Below are 14,567 nucleotides of genomic sequence, written 5' to 3' on the forward strand. Positions count from 1 at the left end.
CTAATCCAGCGCGAGCAGGGTCCGCACGACCTCGGCCAGACCCGTCGCCTCGTCGTGCGCCTGGTCGTGCGTCTGCGCCTCGACCATCACCCGGACCAGCGGCTCGGTACCCGAGGGGCGCAACAACACCCGCCCGGTGTCGCCCAGGCGTTCCTCCACCAGTGCGACGGCGTCCGCCAGTTCGGGCGTGGTGTGCACCCGGGTGCGGTCCACGCCGGCGACGTTGATCAACATCTGCGGCAGTCGGGTCATCACCGAGGCCAGCTCGTGCAGCGGCTTGCCGGTCTCCGCGACGCGCGCCAGCAGCCGCAGCGCGGTCAGCGTGCCGTCGCCCGTGGTGGCGTGGTCCAACAACACCACGTGGCCGGACTGTTCGCCGCCCAGCGACAGGCCGGACGCCTGCATCGCCTCCAGGACGTAGCGGTCGCCGACCGCGGTCTCCACCATCTTGATGCCCGCGGCCTGCATGGCCAGCTTGAGCCCGAGGTTGGACATCACGGTGGCCACCAGCGTGTTCTCCACCAGTTGCCCGGCGTCGCGCATCGCCAGCGCGAGCACCGCCAGGATCGCGTCGCCGTCGACCAACTCGCCGCGCGCGTCCACCGCCAGGCACCGGTCCGCGTCGCCGTCGTGCGCGATCCCCGCATCCGCACCGTGCTCGACCACCGCGGCCGCGAGCGCGTCCATATGCGTGGAACCGCAGTTGTCGTTGATGTTGAGGCCGTCCGGCTCCGCGTGGATCGCGATCACCTCGGCCCCGGCCCGGCGCAGCGCGTCCGGTGCCACCGCGGAGGAGGCGCCGTTCGCGCAGTCCACCACGATCTTGAGCCCGTCCAGGCGATGCGGCAGCGAGGCCAACAGGTGTTCGACGTAACGCTCGTGGCCCTCGGGGTGGTCCTGCACCCGGCCGACCCCGGATCCGGTGGGCCGCTCCCACGCGGTGCCCAGCAGCGCCTCGATCTCGTTCTCCACGTCGTCCGGCAGCTTGTGCCCGCCGCGCGTGAAGAACTTGATCCCGTTGTCCGGCATCGCGTTGTGGCTCGCCGAGAGCATCACGCCCATGTCCGCGCCGAGCAGCCCGGTCAGATGGGCGATCGCCGGCGTCGGCAGCACCCCGGCGCGGTAGACGTCCACGCCCGCCCCCGCCAGGCCCGCGACCACGGCGGCCTCCAGGAACTCTCCGGACGCCCGGGGGTCGCGACCCACCACGGCGAACGGGCGGCGACCGTGCCCCGATGGCGGAATCCCGTCCCGACCGCGTGATCCCAGCACCCGCGCGGCGGCGACCGCCAGATCGAGCGCCAGTTCCGCCGTCAGCCGGCCATTCGCCAGGCCACGTACGCCGTCCGTACCGAAGAGTCGTCCCACAGTTGGATCTCCCGCATACATTCCGGATGTCTCGGACACTACCTCGCGGCGCCACTCCCGCAGGAGTAGCGCCGGAAAACGCATCAGGCCCCGGGGGCACGAACCGTGCCCCCGGGGCCTGATGACGCTGCGAACAGCCGCAGAGGGTGCTGCGAGGCTGTTTAGCGCTTGCTGTACTGAGGCGCCTTGCGCGCCTTCTTCAGACCGTACTTCTTGCGCTCCGTGGCACGCGGGTCACGGGTCAGGAAGCCGGCCTTCTTGAGCGCCGGGCGGTTCGCCTCGACGTCGGCCTCGTTCAGCGAACGGGCCACACCCAGACGCAGCGCGCCGGCCTGGCCGGAGACGCCGCCACCGTGGATACGGGCGTGCACGTCGTAGCGGTCGTCCAGCTCGAGCACCTTGAAGGGCTCGTTGACCAGCTGCTGGTGCACCTTGTTCGGGAAGTACTCCTCGAGCGTGCGCCCGTTGATCTTCCACTTGCCCGTGCCCGGCACGATGCGGACGCGCGCGACGGCTTCCTTGCGGCGGCCGGTGGCCGAACCCGCCTGCGGCTCGCTGAAACGCGAGGCGAGCGACTCGGACGTGTAGCTTTCGAGCGGAAGACCCTCGGTCTCCTCGATCGGGGTTTCTGCAATGGTCTCGGCCACTGTTCTCCTCAAACTATTCGTTCGTCAGGCGGTGGCCGTGACTACTGCGCGACCTGGGTGATCTCGAACGGAACCGGCTGCTGCGCCGAGTGCGGGTGCTCGGAACCGCGGTACACCTTGAGCTTCGACAACATCTGCCGACCCAGGGTGTTCTTCGGGAGCATGCCCTTGATGGCCTTCTCCACGGCCTTCTCGGGGTTCTTGTCCAGCAGCTCGTCGTAGCGGACGGCGCGGAGGCCACCCGGGTAGCCGGAGTGGCGGTACGCCATCTTCTGGCTGCGCTTGTTGCCCGACAGGTGCACCTTGTCGGCGTTCACAATGATGACGAAATCGCCGGTGTCGACGTGCGGCGCGTACACCGGCTTGTGCTTACCCCGGAGCAGGGCAGCAGCCTGGGTGGACAGACGGCCGAGCACGACATCGGTCGCGTCGATGACGTGCCACTGACGCTGGACGTCGCCGGGCTTGGGGCTGTACGTGCGCACGGTCGATAGCCTTCGCTTCTTCGTGAGTGTGTGCTTACGGATGCCGACTTGGCTGTCCGGGAGATGATTCCGAACCGAATGCGGACTCCGGTGGCCGGCGGCCCGGCGTACCGACTCCACTCAAGCAAGCCAATACGCACAACGAACCGGCACAATACCGGGTCAAGGGGGTGCCGGTCAAAACGAGCAATGGGGCAATGATCTGCTCATGCCCCTCCCCAGCGTAAGCCATCGGCACGGGTGCTCCTACCATGCCACGCCGGCCGTCACCGGATCGGCGGATAGGTACGATGCGCCGAACGACTGGAGCGTCGGCGCATGGGGAGCCGGGGCGGGTCATTCCTTGCAGGGGGCGGGTATGTCGGGGGTCGGTACACCACCGGGAGACGACGGGCAGCAGCCGTGGAGCGTGCGCCCGGGTGGGCCCGGCACGCCCGGGCAGCCGCAGCACGCCTGGGACCCGTTCCCCTCGCACGCGCACGACCCGCACGGGCAACAACCGCACCAGGAGCCCGCGCAGCCCTTCGCGCAGTCTCGTCCCGTGCCCGAACAGCCAACGCAGCAACAGCAGTTCGCCGGTTCCGCCGGGCCCGACTGGGGCGCGCTGGCGGAACAGCGGGACTCCGCGGCCCGGCGCCGCCGACTACTGTTCACCGTCGGCGGCACGGTGCTCGGCCTCGCGCTGGTCGGCGGCGTGGTCGCCGCGGCCATGGCGATGTCCGGCGGCGACGACAAGAAGAAGGCCGGACCCGGCTCCTCGTCCGGCCCCTCCGCCGAGTCCTTCGCGCCGGCCAAGCCGACCTTCCGGCCCGCCCCCACCGTCCCGCCGCCGCCTCCGGCCCAGGCGGTGCTCGCCGACCCGACCCTGGACAACGCGCCGTTCACGGTCGAATCGTTGTTCCCCAATTCGAAGTTCACCGTCAACGGGCGGCAGTACTCGGTGGTCGCGAGCAAGCTGGACAGCACCTGTTCGGACGCCACCGACGCCAAGCTCGGCCCGGCCGCGCGCAACCAGCAGTGCACCCAGCTCATCCGGCTCGCGGTGGTCGGCCCGGACGGCATCGTCTCCACCGCCGCGGTCGCCTCGTTCCCGTCCGCGGACAAGGCGAGCGCGATCAAGAACGGCAAGGACGGCGGCGAACTCCTGCCGCTGGCGGGCCCCGGCGTCAAGGTGTTGGACACCAAGAAGCAAAAGCACGGCAAGCTGCGCAACTCGGTCGGCCGCTACGCGTTGTTCACCCTGGACTGGTACGCCAACGGCAAGGACCCGGTGGGCGACGACAAGCCGATGGCCCAGGCCCAGGACGACGTGGACAAGTTCCTGTGGAACTCGCTCACCGCGCGCGGCGAGGCGAGGTCCAAGCAGATCGACGAGGAGAACCGGCGCAAGGCCCTGGAACAGATCCAGGGTTGACCCGGCCCCGGTCGCGACACCGACTCAGCTTCCGTCGCGCCGCCGCCGGGTCGCGGTGACCCGATCGGCGAGCAGTTCGTCCGCCGGGTAGGCCACCTCCTCCAGGGTGAGCCCGTGCGCGGGCGCGACGTGCACGCCCGAGTCGCGCACCGCGCGCCCGAGCACCTCCAGCGGCCAGTCCACCGGCTTGCGCCCGGTACCCACCGCCAGCATCGCGCCGACCAGCGAACGCACCATGTTGTGGCAGAACGCGTCCGCCCGCACGGTGGCCACGATCACCGGCCGAAACGCCGGACCCAGATCGGCCCCGCTCGGCCTCTCGCGCGCCCAGGAGAAGTCCTGGAGGCAGCGCACCGTCGTGGCCCCCTCGCGCCTGCGGCAGAACGACGCGAAGTCGTGCTCGCCCAACAACCGCTGCGCCGCCGCGTTCATCCGGGTCTCGTCCAGCGGCCGGTCGTGCCACACCACGCTGCCCCGCCGCAGCGGATCCACCCCGCCCGGCGCGTCGCACACCCGGTACGCGTAGCGCCGCCAGATCGCGCCGAACCGCGCGTCGAAGCCCTCGGGCGCCACGGTGATGTCCCGCACCCGCAGATCGCGCGGCAGCGCCCCGGTGACCCGACGCAGGGCCACCTCGCCCATCGCGGCCCAGACGTCGTCGGGCACGTCGAGATGGGCCACCTGGCCCCGCGCGTGCACCCCCGCGTCGGTCCGGCCGGCCACGGTGAGCTGGGCCGGCTCGGCCAGCCGCAGCACGGTGGTCAGGGCGCTCTCCAGCGTGCCCTGCACGGTGCGCAACTCGCGCTGGCGGGCCCAGCCCGCGAACTCGGTGCCGTCGTACGACAGATCGATGCGCAAGCGCACCACCTCAACCACCTCCGGGCATGGCGCGAGCCCGTCCCCCGTACGAATACGGGGAACGGGCTCGCACTGTGATTCAGAACGCGTGGAGCATGCGACGAGACCGTCAGGCCTTGTCGGCGTCCTTGCTCTCCTCGGCCTGCTCGGCCTCGGCGGCGGGCGCCTCCTCGGTCTCGACGACCTTCGTCGTCTCGACCTTGGCGGTCTCCTGCTCCTTGACCGAGCGCTTCGTGGCGGCCTCGGCCTCGCCGACCGCGGTCTGCGCCACGGTCAGCGCCTCGACCAGCTCGATGACCGCCATGGGCGCGTTGTCGCCCTTGCGGTTGCCGATCTTGGTGATGCGCGTGTAACCGCCCGGGCGGTTCTCGTACCGGGGAGCGATCTCCTCGAACAGCGAGTGCACGACGCTCTTGTCACGAACGATCGTGAGCACCTGGCGACGGTTGTGCAGGTCGCCCTTCTTCGCCTTGGTGATCAGCCGCTCGGCGACGGGACGCAGCCGACGCGCCTTGGCCTCGGTCGTGGTGATCCGACCGTGCTCGAACAGCGCCGTCGCGAGACCGGCCAGGATCAGCCGCTCGTGGGACGGGCCGCCGCCGAGGCGCGGACCCTTGGTGGGCCTGGGCATGTTTTCTCCTAGATATTCCTGCGCCGGCCGTGTCAGGTACCGGCGTCAGTCCACCCGGGCCGGTCGGCCCGGGTGGTGGCAACGCCTTGCGGCGAAGCTCAGTACTGCTCGGTCTCCGCGAAGCCGTGGTCGTCCTCGTCGCCGAAGCTGTCCGCGGCGGCGGTCGGGTCGAACCCGGGCGGGCTGTCCTTGAGGGCCAGACCCATCCCGTTGAGCTTCGCCTTGACCTCGTCGATGGACTTCGCACCGAAGTTGCGGATGTCCAACAGGTCGGCCTCGCTGCGCGCGACCAGTTCACCCACGGTGTGGATGCCCTCGCGCTTGAGGCAGTTGTAGGAGCGGACCGTGAGCTCGAGCTCCTCGATCGGCAGCGCCAGATCGGCCGCGAGCGCGGCGTCGGTCGGCGACGGGCCCATGTCGATGCCCTCGGCGTCGATGTTCAGCTCGCGCGCGAGACCGAACAGCTCGACCAGCGTCTTGCCCGCGGAGGCCATCGCGTCACGCGGACGCATGGACTGCTTGGTCTCGACGTCGACGATCAGCTTGTCGAAGTCCGTGCGCTGCTCGACACGGGTGGCCTCGACCTTGTACGTGACCTTGAGCACCGGCGAGTAGATCGAGTCGACCGGCACGCGGCCGATCTCCTGGCCCGCCTGCTTGTTCTGCACCGCGGAGACGTAGCCGCGACCGCGCTCGACGGTCAGCTCCATCTCCAGCTTGCCCTTGGCGTTCAGCGTCGCCAGGACCAGGTCGGGGTTGTGCACCTCGACCCCGGCCGGCGGCGCGATGTCGCCGGCGGTGACCACACCCGGACCCTGCTTGCGCAGGTACATCACGACCGGCTCGTCGTGCTCCGAGGAGACGACGAGCTGCTTGATGTTCAGGATGAGGTCGGTGACGTCCTCCTTGACGCCCGGCACGGTGGTGAACTCGTGCAGGACACCGTCGATCCGGATGCTGGTGACAGCCGCGCCCGGGATCGAGGAGAGGAGCGTACGACGAAGCGAGTTGCCGAGCGTGTAGCCGAAGCCCGGCTCGAGGGGCTCGATGACGAACCGCGAACGGTATTCGTCGACGACGTCCTCGGTAAGGGTGGGCCGCTGAGCGATAAGCATGTGGATGCCTCCTGATCATGGCGCCCGCTATTTGACGCCAGTGGAAACAAGGATACGGGCGGACCGACGCCGAGTTGAAAACCCGGCTCGATCCGCCCGATCCCGTTGAGCTGCTACTTGGAGTAGAGCTCGACGATGAGCTGCTCCTGCACCTGCGTGTCGATGACCTGACGCGCGGGGAGGGAGTGCACGAGGATGCGCATCTTGCCCGGGATGACCTCGAGCCAGGCCGGGACGGTGCGCTCGCCGGCCTCGGCGCGAGCGACCACGAACGGGGTCAGCTCGACCGAGTCCTTGCGGACCTCGATGATGTCGTTGTCGGAGACCCGGAACGACGGGATGTCCGTCTTGACGCCGTTGACCACGATGTGACCGTGGCGAACGAGCTGACGGGCGTGGTCACGCGACTTGGCGAAGCCCGCGCGGTAGACCACGTTGTCCAGGCGCGACTCGAGGATGCGAAGCAGGTTCTCGCCGGTCTTGCCCTGGCGACGGTTCGCTTCCTCGTAGTAGCCCTTGAACTGCTTCTCGAGCACACCGTAGATGCGCGCGCACTTCTGCTTCTCGCGCATCTGCAGCAGGTACTCGCTGTCCTTGGTACGGCCACGACCGTGCTCGCCCGGCGGGTAAGGCCGAATCTCGATCGGGCACTTCGGGCCCTCGCACTTGCTGCCCTTGAGGAACAGCTTCATCTTCTCGCGACGGCAGCGCTTGCAGTCCGCGCCGGTGTAACGCGCCATTGTTCTTTAACTCCTAGTCAGCTGCTGGTCAGACGCGGCGGCGCTTGGGGGGGCGGCAGCCGTTGTGCGGCACGGGGGTGACGTCCTGAATGGAGCCGACCTCCAGGCCGGTGGCCTGCAGCGAACGAATGGCGGTCTCACGACCGGAACCCGGGCCCTTGACGAAAACGTCGACCTTGCGCATGCCGTGCTCCTGGGCACGACGCGCGGCGGACTCGGCGGCCATCTGCGCGGCGAAGGGGGTCGACTTGCGCGAACCCTTGAAGCCGACGTGGCCCGCGGAGGCCCACGAGATCACGTTGCCGCTGGGGTCCGTGATCGACACGATGGTGTTGTTGAACGTGCTCTTGATGTGGGCGTGCCCGTGAGCGACGTTCTTCTTTTCCTTGCGGCGCACCTTCTTGGCGCCCGCGCGGCTCTTGGGAGGCATCTGCTGGAAACTCCTGAGGTCGTCGGTCCGCTACGAATTGAGGACCGCGTGATCCGTCGTACGCGGACTACTTCTTGCCCGGCTTCTTCTTGCCGGCGATCGCGCGACGCGGGCCCTTGCGGGTACGCGCGTTGGTGTGGGTGCGCTGACCGCGGACGGGAAGACCGCGACGGTGACGCAGACCTTCGTAGCAACCGATCTCGACCTTGCGGCGGATGTCGGCGGCGACTTCGCGGCGGAGGTCACCCTCGACGCGGTAGTTCGCCTCGATCCAGTCACGAAGCTTGATCAGGTCGTCCTCGGCGAGATCGCGGACGCGGGTGTCAGGGTTGACACCGGTGTTCTTCAGCGTGTCCAGCGCACGAGTGCGCCCGACGCCGAAGATGTAGGTCAGAGCGACCTCGACCCGCTTCTCACGGGGGAGGTCGACGCCGACGAGGCGTGCCATATGTGTGGCTCCTGGTTTAGTCGGAGGTCTGGCCCAGCACCGGTCCGGTACACCTGCTGGAGATGTCCTCGGTCCTCGGCCTCCGGCCGAGGGTGGCGTCCCGCACGAGGCGGGGGTCGGGTGCTGCGGCTCTTACGTGGTGCGTCGCGCGTCGATCGCTCGTTGTGCGAGGGGGGTGCTGCTCAGCCCTGGCGCTGCTTGTGGCGCAGGTTCTCGCAGATCACCATGACCCGGCCGTGACGGCGGATCACCTTGCACTTGTCGCAGATCTTCTTGACGCTCGGCTTGACCTTCATGATTTCTCCGGTACGTGTGACGAAGGCGTGCGGGCACGCCGCCGTCGCCGAGTCGGTTATCGGTTTGCGTCCAAGCCCCACGCGTCACGCACGGCGTGGGCGGGGCTGGGGCTCGCCTACTTGTAGCGGTAGACGATCCGGCCGCGGGTCAGGTCGTACGGGCTCAACTCGACGACGACCCGGTCGTCCGGAAGAATTCGGATGTAGTGCATCCGCATCTTCCCACTGATGTGCGCGAGGACTTTGTGCCCGTTCTGAAGCTCCACGCGAAACATGGCGTTGGGGAGCGACTCGATGACGGTGCCCTCGATTTCGATGGCCCCTTGCTTCTTGGGCATGTCCTCCGCGCTTCGTATCTCGGGATCAGCTACCGTTACCCGGCCACATGACGAAGCTCAAATTTTTGGCGCCCAGATGACGGGCGCGCCAAACCTGGCTACATGTGAGCCGACGAGTCAGTCTAAGGCACTCGGTCGGTGAAAGCGAAACCGGGCCCGGAACCGCAGGTTCCGTTCCCGCCGGGGCGGACGGATCTACCTCACGAAGTAGACCAGCGCCCAGATCAGCACACCGAGTGACATCACGACCAACCAGACCTTGTTCAACGTCGCGTTGGAAACCCGCGGACGCCGCTCCTTCGCCGGCCCATAGGCACCGGCTCGCGAAGGCGCGTCGACATGTCGGTGGTACTCCTGCGGCGGCGTCGCACCCGCCGCGTCGTCCCGATCCTCGCGGCCCGGCAACTGCGCCGAAACCGCGTCGAGCTCCCCCACCGTACCGGCTCGGCGGACCGCGTCCAGGCGCGCCCGGTATTCGGACAGCGCCAGACGGCCGGAAGCGAGGTGTTCGCGCAGCTCGGCGGTCACACGTTCGCGGTCCGCAGGGGTCGCGGGGGCGTTCGGATCACGGTCCATACCACGAGCGTAGGCCCTGTTCGGGCACCCGGGCAGCGCGGCGCCCGGTCATCCGGACGAGGGCTGCCCGTGTCGCCGCAGGCACATCTGGATCGAGCCCAACACCGCCGCGGCCGGACCGTAGACCCACACCGGCCAGAAGTACACGACGCCGGTGCCGGCCACCGCGACCAGGAGCCAGATCACCACGTTCAACGCGGTGATCGCGTTCAGCGTGGTCCAGGCCGCCCGCAGGACCCGCGCCCCGGTGGCCCACCCGTCCCGCTCCCTCGGCTCCTGCGGCACCGGGTCCACGTCCCGGTACCTCCGGGCCGCGACCGGCGGCGGGGGCGGTACGGCGGCGAGCCACGTCGGCGCGGGCATCCCGAGCGCCGACGACTCCGGCGCGACCGGCCGAGCCGGCGCGGCCCGGGTGCGCGCCGCCTCGTAGGCCATCCGCGCGCGGATCACCTCGACGTCCGCCTCCAGATGTTCGGGCGGCGGCAGATCGGCGATCAGCCGGGCCAGATCCCCCAGCGTGACCGCCCCGAAGGCGGCCCCCATACGTTCGTTGAACTCTGCGAGCGTCAGCCGTCCGACCGCATGGTGGTCGCGCAGAAGCGTCACCGCCGCTTCACGGTCGACGTCGGATGCCCGCATGGTCGGATGCCTCACCATGCCTTCGACACTAGGCAGGCGCCGCGGCCGCGTACATGGTGCCAGCCCCACCATCGACGGGGGTCTGGCCTCAGGGTCGGGTCAGCACCACGGGCCCGTTCTCGGTGATCGCGATCGAGTGCTCCCAGTGCGCCGCGTGGCCGCCCGCCGTGGTCTTGACCGTCCACTCGTCCGGCAGCGTGTACGTGTCCGGCTTGCCCAGCGTGACCATCGGCTCGATCGCCAGGCACACGCCGACCTCCAGGCGCGGACCCCGGCCGCCGGGGCCGTAGTTGAGCACGTGCGGGTCCTGGTGCATCTCGGTACCGATGCCGTGGCCGCCGTAGTCCTCGACGATGCCGTACTTGGCACCGCCGGGCAGCGGGTTGGACCGGATCGACTTCTCCACCGCGTGGCTGATGTCGGTCAGCCGACCGCCGGCCACCGCGGCCTCGATGCCCGCCCACATCGACTGCTCGCACACCCGGCTCAGTTCGAGCACCTCGGGCCGCACCGTGCCGATCGGCACGGTGATCGCCGAGTCGCCGTGCCAGCCGTCCAGGATCGCACCGCAGTCGATCGAGATGATGTCCCCGTCGCGCAACGGCGTCTCGTCCGGGATCCCGTGCACCACCACGTCGTTGACCGACGCGCAGATCGACGCCGGGAAGCCGTGATAGCCCTTGAACGAGGGGATCGCACCCGCCGCCCGGATCGACCGCTCGGCGATCGTGTCCAGATCGGCCGTGGTCACCCCGGGCTTCGCCGCCTCGCGCAGCAGCTCCAGCGTGTTCGCCACCACGGCCCCGGCCCGACGCATCTTCTCGATCTGCTCGGGCGTCTTGCGCTCGATTCGCATGTGGCGCTTCCTGAACACCGGCATGGCCGTCCTCGTCTGTGTATCGCCTGGAAAGCACGATGGGCGATCCGGGGTTTCCCCGGATCGCCCATGTGTGATGTCTGTCGCGGTCGACGCCCGGATCAGGCGCCGAACTCCCGAAGCGCGGTCATCGCGCGCCCGGTGACCTCCTTGACCGGACCCGTCGCCTGGATCGGCAGCAGGAGGTTGCGCTCGGAGTAATAGCCGACCAAGGGTTCGGTCTGCTCCTTGTACACGTCCAGGCGGTGCCGGACGGTCTCCTCGCGGTCGTCGTCACGCTGGTACAACTCGCTGCCGCACTCGTCGCAGACGCCCGGCACCTTCGGCGGGTCGGTCAGGATGTGGCAGACGTGCCCACTGGCCCGGCACTGCCGGCGGCCGGAGATGCGCTGAATGATCTCCGAGTCGTCGACCTTGAGTTCGAGCACCACGTCGAGCTCGGTGTCGTTCTCGGCGAGGATCTCGTCGAGCACCTTGGCCTGAGCGGTGTTGCGCGGGAACCCGTCGAGGAGGAAACCGGCGGCGACGTCCGGCTGCGCGAGGCGCTCCCGGACCATGCCTATGGTCACCTCGTCGGGTACGAGGTTGCCCGCGTCCATGTAGGTCTTCGCCTCGCGGCCGAGCGGGGTGCCCTGACTCACGTTGGCGCGGAAGATGTCACCGGTCGAGACGGCGGGAATCGACAGGTTGGCGGCGATGTACTGGGCCTGGGTTCCCTTACCCGCGCCGGGAGGCCCCACGAGAACGATACGCATTTAGCGGAGGAAGCCTTCGTAGTTGCGCTGCTGGAGCTGACTCTCGATCTGCTTCACGGTTTCCAGACCCACTCCCACGATGATCAGGATGCTCGTGCCGCCGAACGGGAAGTTCTGGTTGGCGTTGAAGAGCACGAGCGCGATGCTGGGTACCAGCGCGATCATGCCCAGGTACAACGATCCGGGCCACGTGATCCTGGTGAGGATGTAGTTCAGGTATTCCGCAGTCGGTCTGCCGGCGCGGATCCCCGGAATGAAGCCACCATACTTCTTCATGTTGTCGGCTACTTCTTCGGGGTTGAACGTGATGGCCACGTAGAAGAACGCGAAGAAGACGATCAGCAAGAAGTACGTGATCATGTACAGCGGGTGGTCGCCCTTGACGAAGTGGCGTTCGATCCACACCGCCCAGTCCGATTTCCCACCGCTGAACTGGGCGATGAGGGCCGGGATGTACAGCAGCGACGAGGCGAAGATGACGGGGATGATGCCCGCCTGGTTCACCTTGAGCGGGATGTAGGTCGAGGTCCCGCCGTAGGCGCGACGCCCGATCATGCGCTTGGCGTACTGCACCGGGATCCGGCGCTGCGCCTGTTCCACGAAGACCACCAGGCCGACCATCACGAGGCCGATGGCGATGACGGTGAAGAACGGCACCCAGCCGCCGCCGATGGTGCCCTGCTCCTTGATGGTCCACAGCGCGGCCGGGAAACCGGCGGCGACCGAGACGAACATCAGGATCGACATGCCGTTGCCGATGCCGCGGTCGGTGATCAGCTCACCCAGCCACATGATCGTGGAGGTACCGGCGGTCATCACCGCGACCATGACGATCACCCGGAAGAGCGAGTCGTCCGGCACGATGCCCTGCGGGTCGCAGGTCTGGCTGCGGGCGCTGGAGAACAGCGCGCCGCTGCGGGCGGTGGCGATCAGCGCGGTCGACTGCAGAATCGACAGCGCGATGGTCAGGTACCGGGTGTACTGGGTGATCTTCGCGGTGCCGGACTGGCCCTCCTTCTTGAGGGCCTCCAGCCTCGGGATCACCACGGTCAGAAGCTGCAGGATGATGCTCGCCGTGATGTACGGCATGATCCCCAGCGCGAAGATCGTGAGTTGCAGCAGCGCACCGCCGCTGAACATGTTCACGAGTCCGAACAGGCTGTTCCGGTTGGAGTCCTCTACGCAAGAGCGCACCATCTCGAACGAGACGCCCGGCACCGGGATATGCGACCCGATCCGAAAGAGGACGATGATCGCCAACGTGAACAGCAGCTTCTTGCGCAGGTCGGGCGTGCGGAACGCCCTGGCGAACGCGGTGAGCACACTGCCTCCTGCGCCCCGCCCGTCTTAGGGGCGAGTCGATCGAGTCGTCGGTCCGGTAGGACCACTGGTCAGGTCCCGCACAGGGAACCTCACGGACAATAACAGCGCCGACGGCCCGGAAGTATCGCCCCGGTCCGACGTTCCTGCGACATGACACAACACACGGTAAAAACAGAGCAAGTCATGTGAGAGAGCGGTGCAATGAATCCGCCCCCACGACACAGCAAACCACAGGGGCGCCACCACCTTACCGGCGTGGCGCCCCTGCGCTATAGCCCTCAACGACGTCAAGGCCCGTTCGGTACCGATCCGAACGGGCCATGACGGTCAAACGATCAATCCGGTACGCGCGAGCGTCAGACCGACAGTTCGTCGGCCGAGCCACCCGCGGCGGCAATCTTGGTCTTCGCCGAGCCGGAGAAGGCGTGCACCTTCACCTGGACGGCAACCGAGATCTCGCCGGTGCCCAGGATCTTGACGGGCAGGTTCTTGCGAACCGCGCCCTTCTCGATCAGACCCTCGACGGTGACTTCGCCACCGTTGGGGTACAGGGACTCGATCTTGTCCAGGTTCACGACCTGGAACTCGACCCGGAACGGGTTCTTGAAGCCCTTGAGCTTGGGCAGCCGCATGTGCAGCGGCATCTGCCCACCCTCGAAACGGGCCGGAACCTGGTAACGAGCCTTCGTGCCCTTGGTGCCACGACCGGCGGTCTTACCCTTGGAGCCCTCGCCACGACCCACGCGGGTCTTGGCGGTCTTGGCGCCCGGGGCGGGCCGCAGGTGGTGCACCTTCAGCGGGTTGTCAGCACCCATGTCAGTCGACCTCCTCGACGGTGACGAGGTGCGACACCGTCGCGATCATGCCGCGGATCTCCGGGCGGTCTTCCTTGACGACCACGTCGTGGACGCGCTTGAGACCGAGCGAACGGAGAGTGTCCCGCTGGTTCTGCCTGCCACCGATCTTCGATCGGGTCTGCGTGACCTTGAGACGTGCCATTACGCACCAACCCCCGCGCGGGCCCGCAGAAGCGCGGCCGGGGCCACGTCCTCCAGAGGCAGGCCACGACGAGCCGCGATCTCCTCGGGGCGAACGAGCCCCTGGAGCGCCGCAACGGTCGCGTGCACGATGTTGATCGGGTTCGACGAACCGAGCGACTTGCTCAGCACGTCGTGGATGCCGGCGCACTCGAGCACGGCGCGCACGGGGCCACCGGCGATGACGCCGGTACCCGGCGAAGCCGGCTTCAGGAGCACGACGCCGGCAGCCTTCTCACCCTGGATCGGGTGCGGGATGGTGCCCTGGATACGGGGGACCTTGAAGAAGTGCTTCTTGGCCTCTTCAACACCCTTGGCGATCGCGGCCGGCACCTCCTTGGCCTTGCCGTAACCGACACCTACGGTGCCATCGCCATCGCCGACCACGACCAGCGCGGTGAAGCTGAAGCGACGACCACCCTTCACGACCTTGGCGACGCGATTGATCGCGACCACGCGCTCGACGTAAGCGGTCTTCTCGGCGGCTGCGCCACCATCACGTCGATCCCGCCGGTCCCGCCGCTCGCCGCCGCCGGCGCCGCCACCGCGGCGCTGGGGTCCAGCCATCAGAATGTCCTCACATCTGTCGT

General features: G+C 68.2%; 20 protein-coding genes. 1 reads left to right on the top strand and 19 read right to left on the bottom strand.

Annotation, left to right across the window (positions count from 1 at the left end):
• From glmM to rplM, 3 genes are all read right to left on the bottom strand, one after another.
• A complete protein-coding gene (glmM, locus tag ACH4U8_RS06280; RefSeq protein WP_395775949.1) occupies positions 1-1,368 on the bottom strand; it encodes a phosphoglucosamine mutase in 1,368 nt (455 codons plus the stop codon).
• Between the two features lie 161 nt (positions 1,369-1,529).
• Positions 1,530-2,015 (bottom strand): 30S ribosomal protein S9, encoded by a 486-nt coding sequence (gene rpsI, locus ACH4U8_RS06285; RefSeq protein WP_020549204.1) that lies wholly within the window; start codon positions 2,013-2,015, stop codon positions 1,530-1,532.
• Between the two features lie 41 nt (positions 2,016-2,056).
• Entirely contained in the window at positions 2,057-2,500 is a 444-nt protein-coding gene (rplM, locus tag ACH4U8_RS06290; protein WP_360308809.1) for a 50S ribosomal protein L13, read from the bottom strand.
• A gap of 358 nt (positions 2,501-2,858) precedes the next feature.
• Here rplM and ACH4U8_RS06295 point away from each other — a divergent pair, with 358 nt between their 5' ends.
• Entirely contained in the window at positions 2,859-3,914 is a 1,056-nt protein-coding gene (locus tag ACH4U8_RS06295; protein WP_360308806.1) for a hypothetical protein, read from the top strand.
• Between the two features lie 24 nt (positions 3,915-3,938).
• Here the strand turns inward: ACH4U8_RS06295 and truA are convergent, their stop codons facing one another.
• The 16 genes from truA to rpsE all read right to left on the bottom strand — a co-directional run bounded on the left by truA (position 3,939) and on the right by rpsE (position 14,544).
• Positions 3,939-4,781: a tRNA pseudouridine(38-40) synthase TruA gene (gene truA / locus ACH4U8_RS06300; RefSeq protein WP_360308803.1), complete on the bottom strand. Its 843-nt coding sequence runs from the start codon at positions 4,779-4,781 to the stop codon at positions 3,939-3,941.
• A gap of 100 nt (positions 4,782-4,881) precedes the next feature.
• A complete protein-coding gene (gene rplQ, locus ACH4U8_RS06305) occupies positions 4,882-5,403 on the bottom strand; it encodes a 50S ribosomal protein L17 (protein ID WP_360308800.1) in 522 nt (173 codons plus the stop codon).
• Positions 5,404-5,501: 98 nt separating this feature from the next.
• The gene (locus ACH4U8_RS06310) at positions 5,502-6,518 is read right to left on the bottom strand and encodes a DNA-directed RNA polymerase subunit alpha (protein WP_020549209.1); all 1,017 of its coding nucleotides are present in this window, start codon (positions 6,516-6,518) and stop codon (positions 5,502-5,504) included.
• Between the two features lie 113 nt (positions 6,519-6,631).
• Positions 6,632-7,258: a 30S ribosomal protein S4 gene (gene rpsD / locus ACH4U8_RS06315; RefSeq protein WP_020549210.1), complete on the bottom strand. Its 627-nt coding sequence runs from the start codon at positions 7,256-7,258 to the stop codon at positions 6,632-6,634.
• Positions 7,259-7,286: 28 nt separating this feature from the next.
• The gene (gene rpsK, locus ACH4U8_RS06320) at positions 7,287-7,688 is read right to left on the bottom strand and encodes a 30S ribosomal protein S11 (RefSeq protein WP_020549211.1); all 402 of its coding nucleotides are present in this window, start codon (positions 7,686-7,688) and stop codon (positions 7,287-7,289) included.
• A gap of 67 nt (positions 7,689-7,755) precedes the next feature.
• Positions 7,756-8,136 (bottom strand): 30S ribosomal protein S13, encoded by a 381-nt coding sequence (rpsM, locus tag ACH4U8_RS06325; RefSeq protein WP_360308795.1) that lies wholly within the window; start codon positions 8,134-8,136, stop codon positions 7,756-7,758.
• A 182-nt stretch (positions 8,137-8,318) separates the two neighbouring features.
• Entirely contained in the window at positions 8,319-8,432 is a 114-nt protein-coding gene (rpmJ, locus tag ACH4U8_RS06330; RefSeq protein ID WP_009740505.1) for a 50S ribosomal protein L36, read from the bottom strand.
• Between the two features lie 116 nt (positions 8,433-8,548).
• Positions 8,549-8,770, bottom strand: a complete 222-nt coding sequence (gene infA / locus ACH4U8_RS06335) for a translation initiation factor IF-1 (protein WP_018382544.1) — start codon at positions 8,768-8,770, stop codon at positions 8,549-8,551.
• Between the two features lie 195 nt (positions 8,771-8,965).
• On the bottom strand, positions 8,966-9,346 hold the full coding sequence (locus tag ACH4U8_RS06340; RefSeq protein ID WP_360308791.1) for a DUF1707 domain-containing protein: 381 nt from the start codon (positions 9,344-9,346) through the stop codon (positions 8,966-8,968).
• 48 nt (positions 9,347-9,394) lie between these two features.
• Entirely contained in the window at positions 9,395-10,003 is a 609-nt protein-coding gene (locus tag ACH4U8_RS06345; protein ID WP_395775950.1) for a DUF1707 domain-containing protein, read from the bottom strand.
• 70 nt (positions 10,004-10,073) lie between these two features.
• Positions 10,074-10,841 (bottom strand): type I methionyl aminopeptidase, encoded by a 768-nt coding sequence (map, locus tag ACH4U8_RS06350; RefSeq protein ID WP_360308786.1) that lies wholly within the window; start codon positions 10,839-10,841, stop codon positions 10,074-10,076.
• A 122-nt stretch (positions 10,842-10,963) separates the two neighbouring features.
• Positions 10,964-11,617, bottom strand: coding sequence for an adenylate kinase (locus ACH4U8_RS06355; protein WP_360308783.1), 654 nt, complete (start codon positions 11,615-11,617; stop codon positions 10,964-10,966).
• Entirely contained in the window at positions 11,618-12,940 is a 1,323-nt protein-coding gene (gene secY, locus ACH4U8_RS06360) for a preprotein translocase subunit SecY (RefSeq protein WP_360308780.1), read from the bottom strand.
• A gap of 356 nt (positions 12,941-13,296) precedes the next feature.
• Positions 13,297-13,755, bottom strand: coding sequence for a 50S ribosomal protein L15 (gene rplO / locus ACH4U8_RS06365; RefSeq protein ID WP_355533000.1), 459 nt, complete (start codon positions 13,753-13,755; stop codon positions 13,297-13,299).
• A 1-nt stretch (position 13,756) separates the two neighbouring features.
• The gene (gene rpmD / locus ACH4U8_RS06370) at positions 13,757-13,939 is read right to left on the bottom strand and encodes a 50S ribosomal protein L30 (RefSeq protein ID WP_020549219.1); all 183 of its coding nucleotides are present in this window, start codon (positions 13,937-13,939) and stop codon (positions 13,757-13,759) included.
• On the bottom strand, positions 13,939-14,544 hold the full coding sequence (gene rpsE / locus ACH4U8_RS06375; RefSeq protein WP_020549220.1) for a 30S ribosomal protein S5: 606 nt from the start codon (positions 14,542-14,544) through the stop codon (positions 13,939-13,941). Before rpsE ends, rpmD begins: the two co-directional genes overlap by 1 nt.
• Between the last annotated feature and the right edge of the window lie 23 nt (positions 14,545-14,567).

This window comes from Embleya sp. NPDC020886, from assembly GCF_044333915.1.
In the GTDB taxonomy this organism is placed as follows: Bacteria; Actinomycetota; Actinomycetes; order Streptomycetales; family Streptomycetaceae; genus Embleya.